At 34.9% G+C, this 18,549-nt stretch carries 16 protein-coding genes and 1 pseudogene; 7 read left to right on the forward strand and 10 right to left on the reverse strand.

Annotated features, from left to right (window positions below):
- Positions 1 to 79: 79 nt before the first annotated feature.
- From hemB to KQA_RS0214955, 6 genes are all read left to right on the forward strand, one after another.
- Positions 80 to 1,051, forward strand: a complete 972-nt coding sequence (hemB, locus tag KQA_RS0214930) for a porphobilinogen synthase (RefSeq protein ID WP_010182273.1) — start codon at positions 80 to 82, stop codon at positions 1,049 to 1,051.
- A gap of 124 nt (positions 1,052 to 1,175) precedes the next feature.
- A complete protein-coding gene (locus tag KQA_RS0214935; protein WP_081483271.1) occupies positions 1,176 to 2,294 on the forward strand; it encodes a DM13 domain-containing protein in 1,119 nt (372 codons plus the stop codon).
- 20 nt (positions 2,295 to 2,314) lie between these two features.
- Positions 2,315 to 3,193: a hypothetical protein gene (locus KQA_RS0214940; protein ID WP_010182277.1), complete on the forward strand. Its 879-nt coding sequence runs from the start codon at positions 2,315 to 2,317 to the stop codon at positions 3,191 to 3,193.
- Positions 3,194 to 3,319: 126 nt separating this feature from the next.
- Positions 3,320 to 4,411 carry a CNNM domain-containing protein gene (locus KQA_RS0214945; protein ID WP_010182279.1) on the forward strand — a complete coding sequence of 364 codons (1,092 nt, stop codon included), beginning with the start codon at positions 3,320 to 3,322 and terminating at the stop codon, positions 4,409 to 4,411.
- A gap of 63 nt (positions 4,412 to 4,474) precedes the next feature.
- Positions 4,475 to 6,754: a penicillin-binding protein 1C gene (gene pbpC, locus KQA_RS0214950; RefSeq protein WP_010182280.1), complete on the forward strand. Its 2,280-nt coding sequence runs from the start codon at positions 4,475 to 4,477 to the stop codon at positions 6,752 to 6,754.
- Between the two features lie 528 nt (positions 6,755 to 7,282).
- A complete protein-coding gene (locus KQA_RS0214955; RefSeq protein WP_010182281.1) occupies positions 7,283 to 7,507 on the forward strand; it encodes a hypothetical protein in 225 nt (74 codons plus the stop codon).
- A 135-nt stretch (positions 7,508 to 7,642) separates the two neighbouring features.
- Here the strand turns inward: KQA_RS0214955 and KQA_RS0214960 are convergent, their stop codons facing one another.
- From KQA_RS0214960 to KQA_RS0214975, 4 genes are all read right to left on the reverse strand, one after another.
- Entirely contained in the window at positions 7,643 to 8,389 is a 747-nt protein-coding gene (locus KQA_RS0214960; RefSeq protein ID WP_010182283.1) for a succinate dehydrogenase/fumarate reductase iron-sulfur subunit, read from the reverse strand.
- A gap of 75 nt (positions 8,390 to 8,464) precedes the next feature.
- Entirely contained in the window at positions 8,465 to 10,477 is a 2,013-nt protein-coding gene (locus KQA_RS0214965) for a fumarate reductase/succinate dehydrogenase flavoprotein subunit (protein WP_010182285.1), read from the reverse strand.
- A gap of 12 nt (positions 10,478 to 10,489) precedes the next feature.
- A complete protein-coding gene (locus KQA_RS0214970) occupies positions 10,490 to 11,149 on the reverse strand; it encodes a succinate dehydrogenase cytochrome b subunit (RefSeq protein WP_010182286.1) in 660 nt (219 codons plus the stop codon).
- A 312-nt stretch (positions 11,150 to 11,461) separates the two neighbouring features.
- Positions 11,462 to 12,280 (reverse strand): cupin, encoded by an 819-nt coding sequence (locus KQA_RS0214975; RefSeq protein WP_232285904.1) that lies wholly within the window; start codon positions 12,278 to 12,280, stop codon positions 11,462 to 11,464.
- Positions 12,281 to 12,547: 267 nt separating this feature from the next.
- Here KQA_RS0214975 and KQA_RS0214980 point away from each other — a divergent pair, with 267 nt between their 5' ends.
- Positions 12,548 to 13,015, forward strand: coding sequence for a CBS domain-containing protein (locus KQA_RS0214980; protein WP_010182288.1), 468 nt, complete (start codon positions 12,548 to 12,550; stop codon positions 13,013 to 13,015).
- 60 nt (positions 13,016 to 13,075) lie between these two features.
- Here KQA_RS0214980 and KQA_RS0214985 read toward each other — a convergent pair whose 3' ends face one another.
- From KQA_RS0214985 to KQA_RS19690, 6 genes and pseudogenes are all read right to left on the reverse strand, one after another.
- Entirely contained in the window at positions 13,076 to 13,426 is a 351-nt protein-coding gene (locus KQA_RS0214985) for a DUF2116 family Zn-ribbon domain-containing protein (protein ID WP_010182290.1), read from the reverse strand.
- Positions 13,427 to 13,489: 63 nt separating this feature from the next.
- On the reverse strand, positions 13,490 to 15,016 hold the full coding sequence (locus tag KQA_RS0214990) for a cellulase family glycosylhydrolase (protein WP_157366725.1): 1,527 nt from the start codon (positions 15,014 to 15,016) through the stop codon (positions 13,490 to 13,492).
- Positions 15,017 to 15,542: 526 nt separating this feature from the next.
- Positions 15,543 to 16,217, reverse strand: a complete 675-nt coding sequence (locus KQA_RS0214995; RefSeq protein WP_010182292.1) for an outer membrane beta-barrel protein — start codon at positions 16,215 to 16,217, stop codon at positions 15,543 to 15,545.
- 23 nt (positions 16,218 to 16,240) lie between these two features.
- Entirely contained in the window at positions 16,241 to 16,861 is a 621-nt protein-coding gene (locus KQA_RS0215000; RefSeq protein ID WP_010182293.1) for a hypothetical protein, read from the reverse strand.
- A 336-nt stretch (positions 16,862 to 17,197) separates the two neighbouring features.
- Entirely contained in the window at positions 17,198 to 17,491 is a 294-nt protein-coding gene (locus tag KQA_RS0215005; protein ID WP_010182295.1) for a translation elongation factor Tu, read from the reverse strand.
- Between the two features lie 6 nt (positions 17,492 to 17,497).
- Positions 17,498 to 18,549 (reverse strand): annotated as a pseudogene (locus KQA_RS19690) (hypothetical protein); the annotation flags it as partial.

The following is an 18,549-nucleotide window of genomic DNA, read 5'->3' on the forward strand; positions in this document are numbered from 1 at the left end:
TAAAAAATAAACATCAATTGACACAACAGTAGATTTAAAATTCACGAAATCCCTACCTTTGATTTTAAAATTTACAAGCATGTTTCCATTACAACGCAACAGAAGATTACGGACTAGCAAAGCCATTCGTTCCTTAGTTCAAGAAAACACCATTTCGGTAAATGATTTTTTAGTCCCCTTATTTGTTGTGGAAGGAAATGGAATAAAAGAGGAAATTGCCTCTATGCCAAATTATTTCCGTTATAGCCTTGATTTGCTTAGCGCAGAAGTAAAGGAATTATGGCATTTAGGATTAAAGTCTGTATTAGTTTTTGTAAAAGTACCCGATAATTTAAAAGACAATAAAGGTACCGAAGCTTTAAACCCAGAAGGCTTAATGCAACGCGCTATAAAAACTATAAAAGATGCCGTTCCCGAAATGCTGGTTATGACCGATGTAGCCTTAGACCCTTATTCGTCATATGGTCATGATGGTATTGTTGAAAATAATTATGTAGTCAACGACCCAACTACCGAAGTATTGGCCAACATGTCACTTTCACATGCGCAAGCTGGTGCCGATTTTGTAGCCCCAAGTGATATGATGGACGGACGCATTGAGACCATCCGTATGGCTTTGGAAGAACATAATTTTGTAAATACTGGAATCATGAGTTACAGTGCTAAATATGCTTCGGCATTTTACGGTCCATTCCGTGATGCCTTAGATTCTGCACCAGGATTTGGAGACAAAAAAACCTATCAAATGGATGCCTCTAACAGAAAAGAAGCTATCACTGAAACGCTACTTGACATTCAAGAAGGCGCCGATATTGTGATGGTAAAACCAGGATTGTGTTATTTGGACATTGTTCGTGATTTATCTAATGAAATTGAAACTCCCATTGCAGTTTACCAAGTAAGCGGTGAATATGCCATGCTTAAAGCTGCCGCCGAAAAAGGATGGCTGGATCATGATAGTGTAATGTTAGAGCAACTTATGGCGTTTAAAAGAGCAGGCGCAAGCATTATAGCAAGTTATTTTGCTAAAGACTTCGCCAAATTGCTATAGTTTTTCCGATTATAACAATATAGTTGCAGATTTTATTCATTACATTATGTGATTATTATTACTTATTTGTAATGAGATAAAATTTAGATCGACCTAGTTAAGGTAATTGATAAAATAATTAGCCATGAAACTAAAATCGATCATATACGGATTAATCACTTTGATGCTTGCCTCTTGTGTAGGGGAGGATGTTGTTTTTAGTGGTCCCGATTCTATTAACAATTTAACATTTGATCGCAGACTACTTTCTGTTGCATTTGATGAAAACCCTCAAATACTATTAAGGAACAATGGGGAAATTTTGGATTTAGAAAACGGAGCTTTTAATGTATTATTCTCTAGTAGTGACACAAGCTTTCTTCAGATAGATCAAACTGGAAAAATTACCGTAAAAGATGCTGGTATTGGCAAAACTGTAGATGTTAGCGTATCATTTGACCCTAAAGAAGATTCAGAAATTAACATAACTGATTTACCCGCCCCAATAACTGATGATATAACTATTGGAGTTGTAACCATATCCGAAGCCGAAGCTAGAGGTATAGAAAATGTTGAAGAAATAGTAGCGAAGGGATACAAACCTGAAATCACAATCAATGAGAATTTCAAAGAAATTGACATCAACACAACAGAAGAATTAAAGCTTACAGCTATATTTCAGGGACGCAAAAAAGAAGTCTTAGAGAACACCATTTTTGATTGGAACAGCTCAAATACAGACGTACTTACTATCAACGAAAATGGAATCTTAACCCCTGTAAATACAGGAGAAACAACTATTAGTGTTTCTACTGAGTTTGAAGGAGAAACTTTTAATTTAGAAAAAAACCTAATTATTGGAGGCCAAACTACTATCGAAACTCCTGAAGTTCCTGTAGAAACTCCCCCTAGCCCAAAAGAAATTATTGCATTTGGTAATTTTGAAAGCAATAGTAGCTATACTGTAAATGGTGAATTTGAAATATTTACTGAAAATGGAAAATCATTTATCACTTTAAGTAATGATTTTGATACCCGAAATGGAACAACTCAAGTACCTGATCTAACTATATATTTAAGTAACAGTACAACTTCAAATGGTGGTGATGCGCAACTTATTGCAGCACCAGAAACTGGTTTAGCCTCTTTTGGCGCTCAAACTTTCGAAATTCCAGATGATATAACTATTAATAATTTTCAAAACGTACTCTTATATTGTAGAAGATTTGGAGTAAGAGTAGGATTTGGAGTAATTACTAGATAACCAACATTTAAACAAATAAAATGAAATTTAATAAAATTTTTAACTTCTTATTACTTACGTTCATTACTACATCATGTTTTGCAGGTGGTGGTTGGACAAAAAAGAAAGGAAAATCATATATCAAAGTTGCTGGTTGGTGGGTTGAATCTAAAGATTTTTTCTCTGGTACTGGAGAAAATTCTAAAAGTACGGTTGATAATGGTTTATTTAACATAAATATTTATGCAGAATATGGATTTACCGATAAACTTACAGCAATAGCTTACATCCCTTTCTTCACCCGATCATACCAAAACAAAGAAATAGATCAAAATGGTGTTGTAAACCAAGCTTTGACTGGAGGTGACCTAAACTCTTTTGGTGATGCTGAAATTGGAATTAAATATTCCATTTTTCAAAAAGGGCGATTTGCTTTAGCAGGAAGTTTAATTTTAGGACTTCCTCTTGGGAATGATGGATCTGACCAAACATTAGCACTTGCAACTGGTGATGGAGAATTCAATCAATTACTTAGAGCCGATTTAGGTATTTCGTTATATAATTCTGACACCACAAGCATTTACAGCAATGTATACCTAGGTTATAATAATCGTACCAAAGATTTTTCTGATGAATATAGAGCTGGTGCCGAATTAGGGGCTGGTTTTTTGAAAAACAAATTATGGTTAGTCGGCAAATTAGACATCATTGAATCAACCGAAAATGGAAATAAAGGAGTTAGTGGAGGAAGTGCGAGTGTATTTGCTAACAACTCCGAAGTGGTAAATTTAACCGCAGAAACAGCTATCTATTTCACAAAAAAAATAGGTTTAAATGCTTCTGCATCATTCCCAGTGTCTGGTCAAAATGTATATGACGCTCCTGCATACAGTGCCGGTATATTTTTAGACATTAAATAACATAAATTTCGCCCCGAAATATAAAAAGCCTAGTTGAAAATATAGCTTCAATTAGGCTTTTTTACTTTTTTAAAGCTTTCTACTCATGTAAAATACTTAAATTAGCTACCAAACTATAATAAATTCATGTTTCTATTAATCCTTTACGGTACAGTTTCTATTTTATTTTCATTTCTATGTTCCATACTTGAAGCTGTATTACTGAGTATTACCCCTAGTTTTATTTCCTTAAAGCAAAAGGAAGGAAAAAGTTACGTCACTGCTTTAGAAACCTTAAAAAAAGACGTTGACAAACCCTTAATTGCTATACTTACATTAAACACTATTGCGCACACTGTTGGTGCAATTTTGGTGGGTGTTCAAGCCGAAAAAACTTTTGGTAATGGGAATAACATGGTTATGATTGTTTCGGCAATAATGACTGCATTAATCCTAATTGTATCCGAAATTATTCCAAAAACAATTGGAGCTACCTATTGGAAAAACCTAGCTAATTTTACTACAAAAGCGCTTAATGTACTCATCTTCCCATTAAAATGGACAGGTGTATTATGGTTATTACAATTAACAACTAAACTCATCGGAAAATCGGCACACGTAAACACTATGAGCCGCGAAGAATTTATGGCGATTACCGATGCTGCCGAAGAAGAAGGTGTGATCAAAGAAAATGAAACTACCGTGATTAGAAATCTATTGGCCTTTAAACTTATTAAAGCCAAGGATGTCATGACTCCTTTTACCGTTGCAGTTATTGAAAACGAAGAGGTAAGCCTTCGAGAATTTCATGAGTCCCATAAAAACTTAAAATTTTCACGTATTCCAGTCTATAAAGACAAGTCACACAATATCACTGGATTCATATTAAAAGACGATGTTTTAGAGCAACTTGTAGACAATAAAGACCAAATAATACTAGCAGATATTAAGCGTGAAATTATGATGGTTGACGCCAATCAGCCAATACCTGTTGTATTTAACAAACTCATTAAAAACAAAGCACATATTGCTATAGTTGTGGATGAATTTGGAAATATGATTGGCTTAATTAGTATGGAAGATATTATTGAAACACTTTTAGGCCTTGAAATAATGGACGAAAGTGACAATATCGAAGACATGCAATTACTAGCACGTAAAAACTGGGAAACACGCGCAAAACGTTTAGGCATTATTCCCGTCCTTCCCAAGGATGAAACAAATGATGCCGTTGAATAAGTGAAATTAAACATACCAATAGTATATTTAAAAAGGAATTACATAAAAATAATCCTCCTTTTTATGAGTATTTGGTATTTGTTTTTTAGCTTACCTAATAAACTTTTTGACACCCCAACCAGCACTGTTCTTTTTGATGCTAACCAACAATTAATTGCTGCTAAGCTTGCTAATGATGAGCAATGGCGTTTTTCGAACACCGATAGCATTCCATATAAATTTGAGCAATGCTTACTACAATTTGAGGACGCCTATTTTTATTACCATCCTGGCTTCAACCCTATTTCCATTACCAAAGCATTAATTTCAAACCTAAAAAACAAAAAAGTAGTTCGTGGCGGTAGTACCATTACTATGCAGACCATACGCTTATCGCGAAATAAAAAAAGCAGAACAGTTTATCAAAAACTAATAGAGCTTATTTTAGCCACCCGATTGGAACTCTCCTACTCTAAAAAAAACATTCTAAAAACATATATTTCTCACACCCCTTACGGAGGAAATATTGTTGGTCTAAATGCAGCAGCTTGGCGTTACTACAACCGAAGTCCTCACCAACTTTCCTGGGCCGAAAGTGCTACTCTAGCAGTACTGCCCAATGCCCCATCCTTAATTTACCCTGGAAAAAACCACGACAAACTCAAACAAAAAAGAAATCGACTATTAGACAAATTACTGGCAAAAAAAATTATTGACAGTACCTCCTGTTTTTTAGCGAAACAAGAACCTATTCCCGAACGTCCAAAACCCTTACCTCAAATTGCGCAACACCTACTAGACAGAACGCTAAAAAAACCTTCACTTAAAGGAAAACAAATTTCTACAACACTAAAACTTAGCACTCAATCTAAAGTTTTAAAAATAGTAAACCAACATCGTAAAAAACTAAAAAGTAACCACATTTACAATAGTGCATGCTTGGTCTTAGAAATTAACACCGGAAAAGTACTTGCCTATGTAGGTAACACCCCAAAACAAAATGAAAATCATGGTCAAAATGTGGACATCATTACTTCTGCAAGAAGTACTGGTAGCATTTTGAAACCTTTTTTATATGCCAGCTCCTTACAAGATGGACTTATTTTACCCAACACATTACTCCCCGATATCCCCACACAAATAGCAGGATACACCCCGAAAAATTACAACAAAACGCATGATGGTGCTGTACCTGCAAAGCAAGCATTAGCGCGCTCATTAAATATTCCTGCAGTGCGCTTATTAAGGGATTATAAATACCAACGTTTTCATAATCAATTACAAAAACTGGGACTTACTAGCCTAACTACTGATCCCAACAGGTATGGATTAAGTCTTATTTTGGGTGGAGCCGAAGCTACGCTATGGGAACTTTCGGGCATCTACGCTTCATTAGCCAAAGTATTAAAAACTTCAAATGAACAACTAACCGGCAAAATGCAAATGCCTTATTACACCAGTATAGCATCACCTCAAAAACGTTATGATTCCCCCTTAAATCCTGCTTCCATTTGGTTAATGTTAAACGCCATGAAAGAAGTTGGTAGACCTTTGCAGGAAATGGGTTGGCAATATTTTAATACTGCTCAAAATATTGCATGGAAAACCGGCACAAGTTTTGGCAATAGAGATGCTTGGTCCATAGGAATTAGTAGCAAACATGTGGTTGGCGTTTGGGTAGGCAATGCCGATGGAGAAGGAAGAGCCGAACTTACTGGAATTAATAGCGCCGCTCCAATAATGTTTGATGTATTTAATCAATTTAACACCAGCCAATGGTTTACTCCTCCTTATTATGATCTTTATGAAGTAAACACATGCAGACAAAGTGGTTTTAAAGCAGGCATTCACTGCAAAGACACCGAACTAAGCTTATGTTCCAAAAAAGGAACACAATCAACAAGCTGCCCATATCACAAACTTGTTCATTTATCAAAAGATAAAAATTATCAGGTAAATAGCTCCTGTGCTAGCACTACGGAAATGACACATGAATCCTGGTTTGTGCTTCCTCCAATTATGGAATGGTATTACAAAAAAAAGCACAGTAACTATAAAGCACTCCCCAAATTTAAAGCCGAATGTACATTACTATCCGAACAAGCTATGGAAATTATTTACCCCAAACAGCTTTCAAAATTATTTATTCCTAAAGAATTAAATGGAAAATTAGGGAAAATCATTTTTAAAATTGCGCATCGCAATCCGAACACTACGCTATTTTGGCATATTGACAATGAATACATAGGACAAACGATAAATTTCCACGAGCTTGCCGTTCAACCAAAAAAAGGAAAACATCAATTGATTTTAGTAGATACCGAAGGGAAACGTATCGAAAAATGGTTTGAAATTATTGAATAAACTACCTTATCGCCATAAAGCTAACTTAAGTTTTTAACTATGCTCCAATTTAGTAGTTGTATATATCTCACTATACTTTTATCATTTCCATTGTTTTTTTTAAAAAAATAATCATTTTTAACAATGAACTAACTAAAAAAAATAACAGTACATTAAAAAAACATCCCATTTAACTTATTATTCTTACTTGCAAATAGTGTTGTTCATTTATTTTTACGCTTTAAAATACTGCTATATTAGTTTTAGGCACTATTTTTGGGTTTTATTACAAAATAATAACCTTATTTTTTCATTTATTTAAAAAATAAATCGTTATTGCACCTTTATTTATCAAATATAGCAAAGGGAAAATTCTCTCAAAAAATGCAAATATTTGAAAAACAGAAGATTAATTAACGAATTAATTCTATATTTAAGTAATCATATGGGATTATGTTGTGAATTATGTATTATTATTAATTCACAAATTAATGAACCTAATTAATGTATATAGAATAGTATTGACAAAATTAAGCTTAAAATTGCACTATGGATTTAATGGAAAGAGCGCTTGAGTTTGAACAAAGAAAGCAAACATTTATAACAACAAGCGACCGTATTGAAGCATCTAGAGAAGTAAAAGCCCTTATTTTGGATCTAAACCAGATCTACAAAGAAACTAAGGAGGCGGAAATTATGGATCTGATGAAACGATTAACACTAATTAAACAGAAAATCGAAAAAAGATTAAAAGGTAGACAACCTTCTGTTTAATCTAAAATAGCCCTCGATATTTACTTTTAACTAATTCAATCCCTTTTAGTTAAAATTTAACACTTGACTATTTTAACTAAAAAAGCCACTTTTGATACTCAAAAGTGGCTTTTTTAATTGTTTATTATTTTACTACTATCCTTTTATAGAGGCTGATAAATATTCACGATTCATACGCGCAATATTTTCCAGAGAAATCCCTTTGGGACATTCTATTTCGCAGGCACCAGTATTTGTACAGTTCCCAAAGCCTTCCGCATCCATTTGCGCTACCATCGCTTGCACACGATCAGCTGCCTCAACCTGTCCTTGAGGTAACAATGCATATTGAGATACCTTAGCCGATGTAAATAACATTGCCGAAGCATTTTTACATGCCGCCACACAGGCACCACAACCAATACATGTTGCCGCTGAAAAGGCATCGTCTGCATTATCCTTATTAATAGGAATAGCATTGGCATCAATTGTATTTCCAGAGGTATTTACAGAAACATATCCACCCGCATGTTGTATACGATCAAAAGCACTACGATCCACCATAAGATCCTTTACCACAGGAAAAGCATTCGCTCTAAATGGCTCAATAAAAATAGTATCTCCATCATTAAACATACGCATGTGCAACTGACAAGTAGTTACACCACGATCGGGACCATGAGGCTCTCCATTAATTTGCAAAGAACACATTCCACAAATACCCTCACGACAGTCATGATCAAACACCACTGGCTCCTCACCTTTATTTATAAGTTGTTCGTTTAAAACATCCAACATTTCTAAAAAAGACATATCCTCTTCAACTCCATCTAAAGGATAATCTACTATTTGTCCTTTACTATTAGCATCCTTCTGACGCCATATTTTTAATAATAATTTCATAGTTTTTAGTTTTTGGTTGTTAGTTGCTCGTTGTTAGTTTTCTATTGCTATAAACTAATAACTGACAACCATCAACTATTTATACGAACGTGTTTTTAATTCAATATTCTCATAAACTAGATCCTCCTTATGCAGGACAGCTTCTTTAGGTGCTCCTTTATATTCCCAAGCAGACACAAACTTAAAGTCCTCATCATTACGTAAAGCCTCTCCTTTTTGTTCCCCACTTTGTTCTACAGATTCTTCACGGAAGTGCCCTCCACAAGATTCATTCCTTACAAAGGCATCCTTCGCGAAAAGCTCACCTAATTCTAAGAAATCAGCAACACGACCTGCTTTTTCAAGCTCCGTATTTAAACTATCGGCACTACCTGGAATATTTACATTTTCCCAAAAATCGGCACGTAAGGCTTCGATTTCTTTCATTGCAGCTTCTAAATCAGCTGCATTACGAGACATTCCACACTTATTCCACATGATTTTACCTAATTTTTTATGGTAATAATCCACAGAATGTTTCCCTTTAGCGCTCATTAATTTTTGAATACGCTCTTTAACATCAGCTTCTGCTTTATCAAATTCAGCTGTATCTGTCGGTATTTTACCCGTACGGATATCATCTGCTAAATAATCCCCAATAGTATAAGGCAATACAAAATATCCATCGGCCAAACCTTGCATTAATGCCGAAGCTCCTAATCGGTTTGCTCCGTGATCAGAAAAGTTTGCCTCTCCTGCTGCATAACACCCAGGAATGGTAGTTTGTAAGTTATAATCTACCCAAAGACCTCCCATTGTATAATGTACCGCTGGGTATATCATCATTGGAGTTTTATATGGATTTTCATCAACAATTTTTTCATACATCTGAAAAAGGTTTCCGTATTTATCCTCGATCACCTTTTCACCAAAATCCAATATTTGAGCTGCTGTTGGATTACTAATTCCACTTGTCAAGGCTTTTTCCTTACCGTAACGCTGAATTGCTGCTGCAAAATCCAAATACACCGCTTCTCCAGTTTTATTCACTCCATAACCAGCATCACAACGCTCCTTAGCTGCTCTAGAGGCAACATCACGTGGTACCAGGTTACCAAACGCTGGGTAACGACGCTCTAAGTAATAATCTCTATCTTCTTCAGCTAATTGAGTAGGTTTCAATTTCCCTTCTCTAATTGCCTTAACATCTTCTATTTTTTTAGGCACCCATATACGACCATCATTACGCAAAGACTCTGACATTAACGTCAATTTTGACTGGTGCTCTCCCGAAACAGGAATACATGTTGGGTGAATTTGTGTGTAACATGGGTTTGCAAAATAAGCTCCTCTACGGTGTGCTCTCCAAGCGGCCATCACATTACTACCCATCGCATTTGTACTTAAAAAGAATACGTTTCCATATCCTCCCGTAGCCAATACCACAGCATGTGCCGAATGCCTTTCTATTTCACCAGTAACTAAGTTACGTGCAATAATTCCACGTGCTTTACCATCAACCTTTACTAGGTCTAACATTTCATGACGATTAAAAGCTTGTATTTTCCCTCTATTAATTTGACGATTCATTGCCGAATACGCCCCTAACAATAGCTGTTGACCTGTTTGACCTTTGGCATAAAAAGTACGCGAAACCAACACCCCTCCAAATGAACGGTTATCTAATAGCCCACCATACTCACGTGCAAATGGCACTCCTTGTGCCACACATTGGTCAATAATATTACCCGACACTTCAGCTAAACGGTATACGTTAGCCTCTCGTGAACGGTAATCTCCTCCTTTTATAGTATCGTAAAACAAACGGTAGTTTGAATCACCATCCCCTTGATAATTTTTTGCTGCATTTATCCCTCCTTGAGCCGCAATTGAATGCGCTCTACGAGGTGAATCCTGGTAACAAAATGTTTTTACGTTATATCCCAGCTCTGCTAATGAAGCCGCTGCACTACCTCCTGCAAGTCCCGTACCTACAACAATAACATCAATGTTACGCTTGTTGGCAGGATTTACAAGGTTAATTTTATTTTTATGATTTGTCCACTTATCAGCTAATGGACCTTCTGGAATTTTTGAATCTAATGCCATATTGTTATGTGATTAGTGATTTAAATGATGAAATAATGCAATAAAAATGAACCCTACCGGTATTACTATTGCAAATGCTTTAGCAAACTTCTGAATACCTGTAGAGTATTTATTATTTACTCCCACTGATTGAAATGAAGATGCAAACCCATGCAATAAATGCAATGCTAAAAACACAAAAGCTACACAATACAAACCTGTACGCACTGGGCTTACAAATTTATGCTGCAACTCCCCATAATACCTGGTAGCTACTTCTGGATTTGTTTCAACGTACTTGTATACAATTTCTGGCACCCAAAAATCATAAAAATGAAGTCCTAAAAAGGCTAAAATGGCAATTCCAGAATAAATCATGTTTCGAGACATCCATGAAGCATTGGCTGCTCCATTGTAATTTGCATATTTTACTGAACGCGCCCCTTTATTTCTAATTTCCAACACAAATCCCATTACAAAATGGAATACCACACCAAAAATTAACACAGGTTGCAACGCAAATTGTACCAAAGGATTTGTTCCCATAAAATGAGAAGCTGTATTAAAGACATCTTTACTAAAAACTGAAGTTAAATTAATAGTAAAATGCTGTAAAAGAAAGAATACTAAAAAAAGCCCTGATAAGGCCATAGCTACCTTTCTTGCAATCGAAGATCGGATAAGTCCACTCATTGGTTTATTGTTAAAATAATATCCCACAAAAGTAACTTCGAAAAGGTTTTTTCACAAGCTTTTATAACTGTTTAATACTTGTTTAAACTAATTATGGATAACAAATTATTACTTATTTTACACTTATCGCAATGAAACCTCAATATACTTACGTAATACTATCTAGTTATATTGTTTTTTATCCCAAAATTGAAGAATTCACAAAAAAGCATTGTCTAAAAAATAGTTTTAAATTATCACTACGTAAAAAGTCATAAAAAAAGGCTTCACATACGTTTTGGACAAAACCGCCCCATCCCCCTAGTATAAAACTTACTCATTTACAATCGAATGCGTGTAAGTATAATTTAATTCCTCCGCAGTTTTTTGACCATCAATAAGCTTTCCTTTGCTTACACCTGTCCTATTAAAATCTGGATTTGCTATTTTTTTTTGCTCACATATGTTGGTATAATATTCTTGTTTGGTAGGATGCAACGGATAAGCTGCATTGTATACCTCTCCCCACTTTCTTTGAGAAATTATTTGTTGAATAACACCAATACAATCTTCTCTATGAATTAAATTCACTGGTGCCAACGGATTAGGAATTTGCTTTCTTTTGGACATCATTGTTGCAGGATGTCTACGTTCATCCACCAAACCAGCAAACCTGAGGATCGTAGTTTTAAAATGAGCATTATTCATTAAAAGCTTTTCTACAGTAGCTAATTGAACTCCAGAAACACCTTCCGAATTGGGCATTGTGTTATTCGTAATGATATGCATACTTTCTGTATCTGCAAAAACAGCTGTAGATCCAATAAACAATACCTGTTTAATTGATGATCTTTCTATAAAAGGAACTAACTGTTTTATTTTACCCACATAATCACTAGTCGGATTTCGGCGCAAGCCAGGAGGGGTATTTAAAATTAACACTTCCGAATATGCTAAAAGTTCAGCTATATCGCCTTGCACTTCCGATTCATTCATTTGTACTTTATAAGCATCATAACCTGCTTCTTTTAGCACACTCAACTTATCATTACTTGTAGTACTCCCTTTTACAACATAACCTAAATTTACTAATGCATCCCCCAAAGGCTTTCCTAACCAACCCAAACCAATAATCGAAATATTCATCATCATTTTTTTATAAACACATGTAGACTTTTGTGACTAAAGCAGCAGGCTTTTATTTTATTTAAACAAGGCATAAAACTAAAATAGCAATCACTTTAAGCACATTGTAAATATAATCAGATGACAACTTAGAACTCTGTAAATTAAAATTATTTCATCTAAAAATTAATCAAATTCAACTTAAAATATAGATTAAAAGAACATTTTAACGCTAAAACGTTTTTTATTTTACTGAAAATCAATATATTTAAGTTTAACTTAAAAGTAATCGATATGGGAATTTCAAATTTTATGGGGGAAAGAGCGAAGCCAAAAAAGGGCATTGATGCAGCAATAGCAGTATCGGATTACATGACCAAAAAATTAATTTCGTTCACGCCTCAACAGACATTGTTAGAAACAATGGAAACCTTAGTTCGTAATGAAATTACAGGAGGCCCCGTTGTTAATGACAAAGGCGTGTTAATCGGAATGATTTCCGAAAGTGATTGTATGAAACAACTAAGCGACAGTAGGTATTTTAATATGCCGATGAGTACTGAAATTGTTGAAAAATACATGTCTACGATTGTAGAAACAATTGATAGTAGCGCAAGTATTTTTGAGGCTGCTGAACAATTTCACAAAAGTCCTTATAAACGATTTCCGGTTTTAGAGGGTAGTAAATTAGTGGGACAAATTAGTCAGCATGACATTATTTTAGCCGCACTACATTTAAATTCACAAAATTGGGGACATTAATTAGTTCTTGATACATTTTAATTCTAATATCTTTTTTATTGTTACATAATAATACGCGAACTAAACATTCCGCTTAACTAAAGCATAATAATCATTCTCCAAGGGCAAATAACCTTGGTCATATACAAAATAATAGGTTTTACCTGCCTTAGTAGTATATGTACTGGTATGTAAATTAAAATCAAAACCACTAGAAGCTAATTTGCTTTTAGTGGTTTTAATTTTATCATTAGGATTTAACGCTGTTAAAATCCTGTAGTTTTTACGAAGTTGATTGTTCGTGTTTCGAATTAAATTAGTAACATCCTTATTTTGTTTGTTATTGAATGAATTTCTGCAATAATCCGAACAAAATCGTTTATCTGACCTACCAATTATTTTTTCGCCACACTCCGGACACTCTTTATTCATAATCTACTTGTTGCATTTAGTAAAATAAATATACACTTTTACGGTGTAACTCATTTAATACAACTAGTTTCTCATCAATTTAGTAGTGTATACTCTATCTTCCGTTACCGTTTTTACCACATACACACCACTAGCTAAAGCGCGTACAGAGAATTTTAATGAGGTATCATTTACGTTTTCGAACAACAACACTTCACTTCCTAATAAATTATATACGGTAATAGACTGAATCAATTTATCAGCACTCGCTACTTGTAAGGATTCCCTTGTAGGGTTTGGAGAAATATTCACTCCAACGGCATCCTCAACCACTTTATCAAAATCCGGCGTTGAAAGTGTTCCTCCACCATCAAGATTTATACAGTTAGGTATAGGAGTTGATAAAATTGGTTTTAAATAATCCATTTTCCATTGCTCCACATTTTCAAAATCTCCTTGACCTGTAGCTCCTAAAATCCCCCCTGTATCACCAGAATTCGGGTTAAATGTCCAAAATGTAAAATGTAATTTGTGTTCTTTAATGTAGTCAATAAACTTTTCAAACCAAATTTCATCTTTTCCACCACGATCTTTAATTCCTAACTCCCCTATTAATAATGGTGATGTATTATTTGTGTTTAAGAAGTTAAAATTTTCTTCCCAAATGGCATCCATATTTTCTGGAAAATCAGGCGCTGAAAACCAAGTTTGATCAAAAACACGTGGGCCATATTCATGTGGAGAATACATTAATTTTGATGGATCCGACAATCTTACTGGAAAATCTCTAACCCCTTGCAAGTTACCTCCCCACCAATATGATGTTAAATCACCATTAGGCTTTCTGTAGGCCTCGATTCCTTCAACCATAATTAACACATTTGGATTCGCTTCTAATATTGCGTTACCGCATTTTTCTGCAGCCAATCTCCAGTCATACTTATCACCTGTTCCCCAACGTGCACCTTTTGGATTATCAATTTCTCCATTAGGCTCATTATTGATATCCATACCTATCACAGCACTTTTATCTTTATATCTGTTTGTCATGAACACCCAGTCCTCAATCCACTGTTCTTCGCTAGTAGATTCGGTAAACCATGTTTTTTCAACAAGGTATCCATCTGGATTTCTTGAGTGATTATCTAAAATCACTTTCATATCATTTTCTTGACACCAATCAATCAAAAGGTCCATCACTTCAATAGGCTTTTTCAATCCTTCTAATTCTAAATTAGAAAATGGTCCCACTGCAGGTTTTGTTGATTCGTCATAGAAAAAATTAACCCAATAGTTAGCTTCTTGATATGTAGCTCCGTCTCTTAAAATACTATTGGCCCATGGAATTCGCAAACAGTTAAATCCTAAATCTTTAATCTGCTTAAGGGCATCAAACATATCGCGCGCATACAAACCTTCTAAGATAGCTATGTTTGCTTCAAAACCAGACCAATTTACACCGGCCAATGTTACTTCGTTTCCTGCTGCATCTACTAATTTATTTCCGCTTGTCGAAAGCCAGTTTGGCTCACATGAACTCTGTGCATTTGCTGCTCCAAAGGACATAAAAGCAGTTGCAATTAGCGACAAAAGTGTAATCTTCTTATTCATAGGTTGGTAAATTTGTTGAACAAAAATAACTCTAGTCATCGTTCGTAATTTTTTTAACACCAACATTCTGATTAAAAGCATTTATTACTCGATAAAGATGTATTTTTATGTAAGAAAGTTCTGTTTGTAAATTCTTAAAGTCGGGTTATCCGATAAAAGTCCTTTGTTTACATAACCTACGAAAATGTTATAGTTTATTGTCTACTGAAAATTAAAAACAGCTAACGCACTTTTATGCCTCAATTTACACTAAATACTTAAGTACTATTTTTTTCTGCTTAGGTAGCATATCAGCTTTTGATATTAAATCCTACAAATGAACCAGTATGGACTTCAAGTACGTAGTTTTGTTTGCCATTCTTTGTTTTCACGAGCGAGACGTCTCGAGATAGCTTGGGGAGAGGACAACATACTACTTGTTAGTATTATCGACCTTGGACATCGTAAAGACATCCACTAAAAATAGCATAAGCCACAACAACCCCTAAAAAACTGTTGTGGCTTATGCTAAATACTCTCCAAAAAATTACAAATAAAAACGTAACCCCGCATTTATAGTAATACGAGATAAGTTTTCTCTTTGATCATCTGGCAAATCGATTGTTTGACTTTGTGCTCCATTACTCAATTCTAACTTAGAGAGTGACCCTGCGATAAAATTTACTCCTGCTCCAATGGCAATAAATGGTGTAATATGATAGTCATATAGTAGTCCAAAACCAAAGCCTACAGTGCCACCCGTAATGTCAATAGCTGTTCCATTTATTTTACTTTCGTTTTTGAAAGCTAAATACCCTATACTTATAGTACTAATAAAACTGTGTTTTTCGTTTCCTAAAAAACTACGATAAAGGAATTCTGGTGCTATAAAATTAATCCTAATATCATCACTTGTACTTCTCGTTTCTATACCTTCTATAGTTGTTGGCGATGCAAAAGTAATGGCATTATCCGATTGGAAACGACTATACGTTGCTCCTAACCCCCAACTAGGTTTGATAAAATAGTTTATATGTGTATCTATGTTAAATCCCGATTTTAATTCATCGGCATAATCTTCAAGTTCGACAGGCACGTTACTAATTGAAGCTGTACGATACCCATAACCCAAATCAATAGATACACGCGCTTTAGATTTATATTGCGCATAACTTGATACCCCCAATAACACAGCAATTACTGTTATAAATTTGTTTCTCATTTTTTTGTAATAAATAGCTATAATTAATAAACTCCTGCCACAAAACTGCGGATCATTTTTATATCCTCTGTCCCTTTTTTACTCATTATTTCGGGGTGATTTTCGGCATATGTTTTATGATTTTCGTTCACAAATCGCTTAAAATCTTTTGCATTTCTAAAAATATTAAACTCTTTATGTGCCACATCATAAACCACTCCTTTTACTCTACGCGCTGCAGCTGTGGCTATAGCCCCACCCCAAATTACAGCCGCTGTACTTGTATAATAATTTTCAAAGTAATGGTAATGAGTGCCAATTTTATGTGATTTTAAATGGTAGTTACCATCGTCTTTTAATTGTTTCCCAGAATCTTTTCTATTTAAATGCTTGTAAATATATTTTGCACTTACATACAAATGCGTTCCATCGGAAAAAGCAAAAGCTTTTCGTATACGTTTTTCAGTAGCAGTATTATAAAAACGATATTTAATGCTATCCTTAGACATTTTAGTAGTAAACTCTGTTTTTACATCGGTTGGCTCCTGCTTTTGGTATGCTTCAAATGTTTCATAAATCCCTTTTGGATAAGTAATACTTTCTTTTTCTTGGGCTTGCGTATAGGCACTTATAAATACAAAAAGCCATAACATTTTTTTAATCATTTTTCTTTGTTTTTTGTTGTTTTTATTAACCCCAACAATATCTTTATTGCTATTGTTGGGGCTTTGTTTTATTACCTATTTTTTTTGTCGCTCTTTGTAGTCGCGAGACTAGCAGTAGCCTTTACCTGATACTCTATACACAGCGGGGTGGCTGTGATATATCTGTGTAGGTCACGAGTCGCAGACTACGCGCCAGCGTTACATTCGAGGACCAGCTAGGGGCTACTCTTTTTATAGAATAGCTTTGTTTGATTTACTTTGTTTTATCCTTATTGTTGGCACCCGTCACAGACGAGCGCGAGCTGGGGCTGTGGTTTATTTAAAATCACTTAATTATTATTTTAAAATCTCTAAAATTTTACCTTCGCCTAATATTTCTTTTCCTTCACCAAAAGTAAACTTTTTACCTATTTTAAAATCTTTTCCTAAAAACTCGGTGTTGATGAATTGAATTAACACATCATTTTTTTCTCCTGGTTGAAATTCAGATTTATTATTTAAAAGTTTAATATTACCAGATGTTTTAGTTTCTTTTATAAAATTAAACAATGGTCTATAATTATTCTTAAAAGGAGTCTTTCGTTTGTTTTCACCTTTATATAGATATATGGTTGCAATGATTTGTTTCATAATTACTTATAGTCTTATTAAGGATGGTGAATAGTTTAAAGGCTGAGCACTTAAGTTTTGTAAATTATAACTATTGATCATAATTGCATTCATTCCATCAGCTTGGAAATGATAAGCATTATTAAGAATAGTATTAGGAACTTTAACTTCTAAAATGGTATTAGGTAATTTATCAAATTGATAATTATATTTACCAAACTGAGCTGCTTCATCTATAGTTGGAGCAAATAGTTTGCCAGTTTCATATGATCCATCGACGTTTCTTAATTCTCCAAAAGATTTTAGGTCATTTAATTCTGCAGGTGAGACAGACCTATAAATATTTGTAGTATTATCCAAAGACTTACCAGTAAATGCATTTAGATTATTCGCTTTAGCATATCCATATCCAGTTGCAAGTCCTGTAGCTAGACCAGTAGCAGCTCCAAGTGCTGCGCCACTAACGCCAGCTCTGTGTGCATCACTAAAGCTTCCACCTCGTAAGAGTGTTCCTGTATAACCACTTGCGTAACCGCCTATTAAACCACCTAAAGAACCTCCGATAGCTCCTTTTAGCAAAGGACTTGCAATATTATTTACACCAGTTTGAGCGACAGCTTGTCCACCCAAAGCTCCAAAAGCACCAGAGATCGCACCATTACCAGCACCTTGTAGAAATTTACCTCCACCACCAGGTAGCAATGTATTTAATCCCCCACCAAGTGCCCCGTAGCCTACACCTGCAATAAGTGAACCTACGAAAGCAGAAGTACCGAGAGCTCCAGCAATTACTGGGGCGGCATAAATAGTACCGGCAGCAGTTAATGCTCCAATAGCTGCTCCTCCAACAAATCCTAAAAGTGTATCTAGGTTAGCAGCCCATTTGAATGGATTGTATTCGCCACCATTAGCTTGTACAGCTCCGTAATATGCACCAGCAGCAGCAGCCACTCCAATTGCAATGCCAATAACTAGAGGTATAATTTCCCCCGTAGGATCATTATACTTTAAAGGATTGTTCCATACATAGCCATACCTGTTAAAACTTTGGGTATTAAACGGGTCTTGTATAAAATTAT

Origin of the sequence: Aquimarina agarilytica ZC1, from assembly GCF_000255455.1 — a bacterium.
Lineage (GTDB): Bacteria > Bacteroidota > Bacteroidia > Flavobacteriales > Flavobacteriaceae > Aquimarina > Aquimarina agarilytica.

Bases quoted from the DNA above. Each gene is read 5' to 3' on its own strand.
- KQA_RS0214960 (WP_010182283.1), bottom strand. From the start codon at position 8,389: ATGAAATTATTATTAAAAATATGGCGTCAGAAGGATGCTAATAGTAAA.
- KQA_RS0215000 (WP_010182293.1), bottom strand. From the start codon at position 16,861: ATGATTAAAAAAATGTTATGGCTTTTTGTATTTATAAGTGCCTATACG.
- KQA_RS0214995 (WP_010182292.1), bottom strand. From the start codon at position 16,217: ATGAGAAACAAATTTATAACAGTAATTGCTGTGTTATTGGGGGTATCA.
- KQA_RS0214980 (WP_010182288.1), top strand. From the start codon at position 12,548: ATGGGAATTTCAAATTTTATGGGGGAAAGAGCGAAGCCAAAAAAGGGC.
- KQA_RS0214990 (WP_157366725.1), bottom strand. From the start codon at position 15,016: ATGAATAAGAAGATTACACTTTTGTCGCTAATTGCAACTGCTTTTATG.
- pbpC (WP_010182280.1), top strand. From the start codon at position 4,475: ATGAGTATTTGGTATTTGTTTTTTAGCTTACCTAATAAACTTTTTGAC.
- KQA_RS0214970 (WP_010182286.1), bottom strand. From the start codon at position 11,149: ATGAGTGGACTTATCCGATCTTCGATTGCAAGAAAGGTAGCTATGGCC.
- KQA_RS0215005 (WP_010182295.1), bottom strand. From the start codon at position 17,491: ATGAAACAAATCATTGCAACCATATATCTATATAAAGGTGAAAACAAA.
- KQA_RS0214945 (WP_010182279.1), top strand. From the start codon at position 3,320: ATGTTTCTATTAATCCTTTACGGTACAGTTTCTATTTTATTTTCATTT.
- KQA_RS0214985 (WP_010182290.1), bottom strand. From the start codon at position 13,426: ATGAATAAAGAGTGTCCGGAGTGTGGCGAAAAAATAATTGGTAGGTCA.
- KQA_RS0214940 (WP_010182277.1), top strand. From the start codon at position 2,315: ATGAAATTTAATAAAATTTTTAACTTCTTATTACTTACGTTCATTACT.
- KQA_RS0214935 (WP_081483271.1), top strand. From the start codon at position 1,176: ATGAAACTAAAATCGATCATATACGGATTAATCACTTTGATGCTTGCC.
- KQA_RS0214975 (WP_232285904.1), bottom strand. From the start codon at position 12,280: ATGATGATGAATATTTCGATTATTGGTTTGGGTTGGTTAGGAAAGCCT.
- KQA_RS0214965 (WP_010182285.1), bottom strand. From the start codon at position 10,477: ATGGCATTAGATTCAAAAATTCCAGAAGGTCCATTAGCTGATAAGTGG.
- hemB (WP_010182273.1), top strand. From the start codon at position 80: ATGTTTCCATTACAACGCAACAGAAGATTACGGACTAGCAAAGCCATT.
- KQA_RS0214955 (WP_010182281.1), top strand. From the start codon at position 7,283: ATGGATTTAATGGAAAGAGCGCTTGAGTTTGAACAAAGAAAGCAAACA.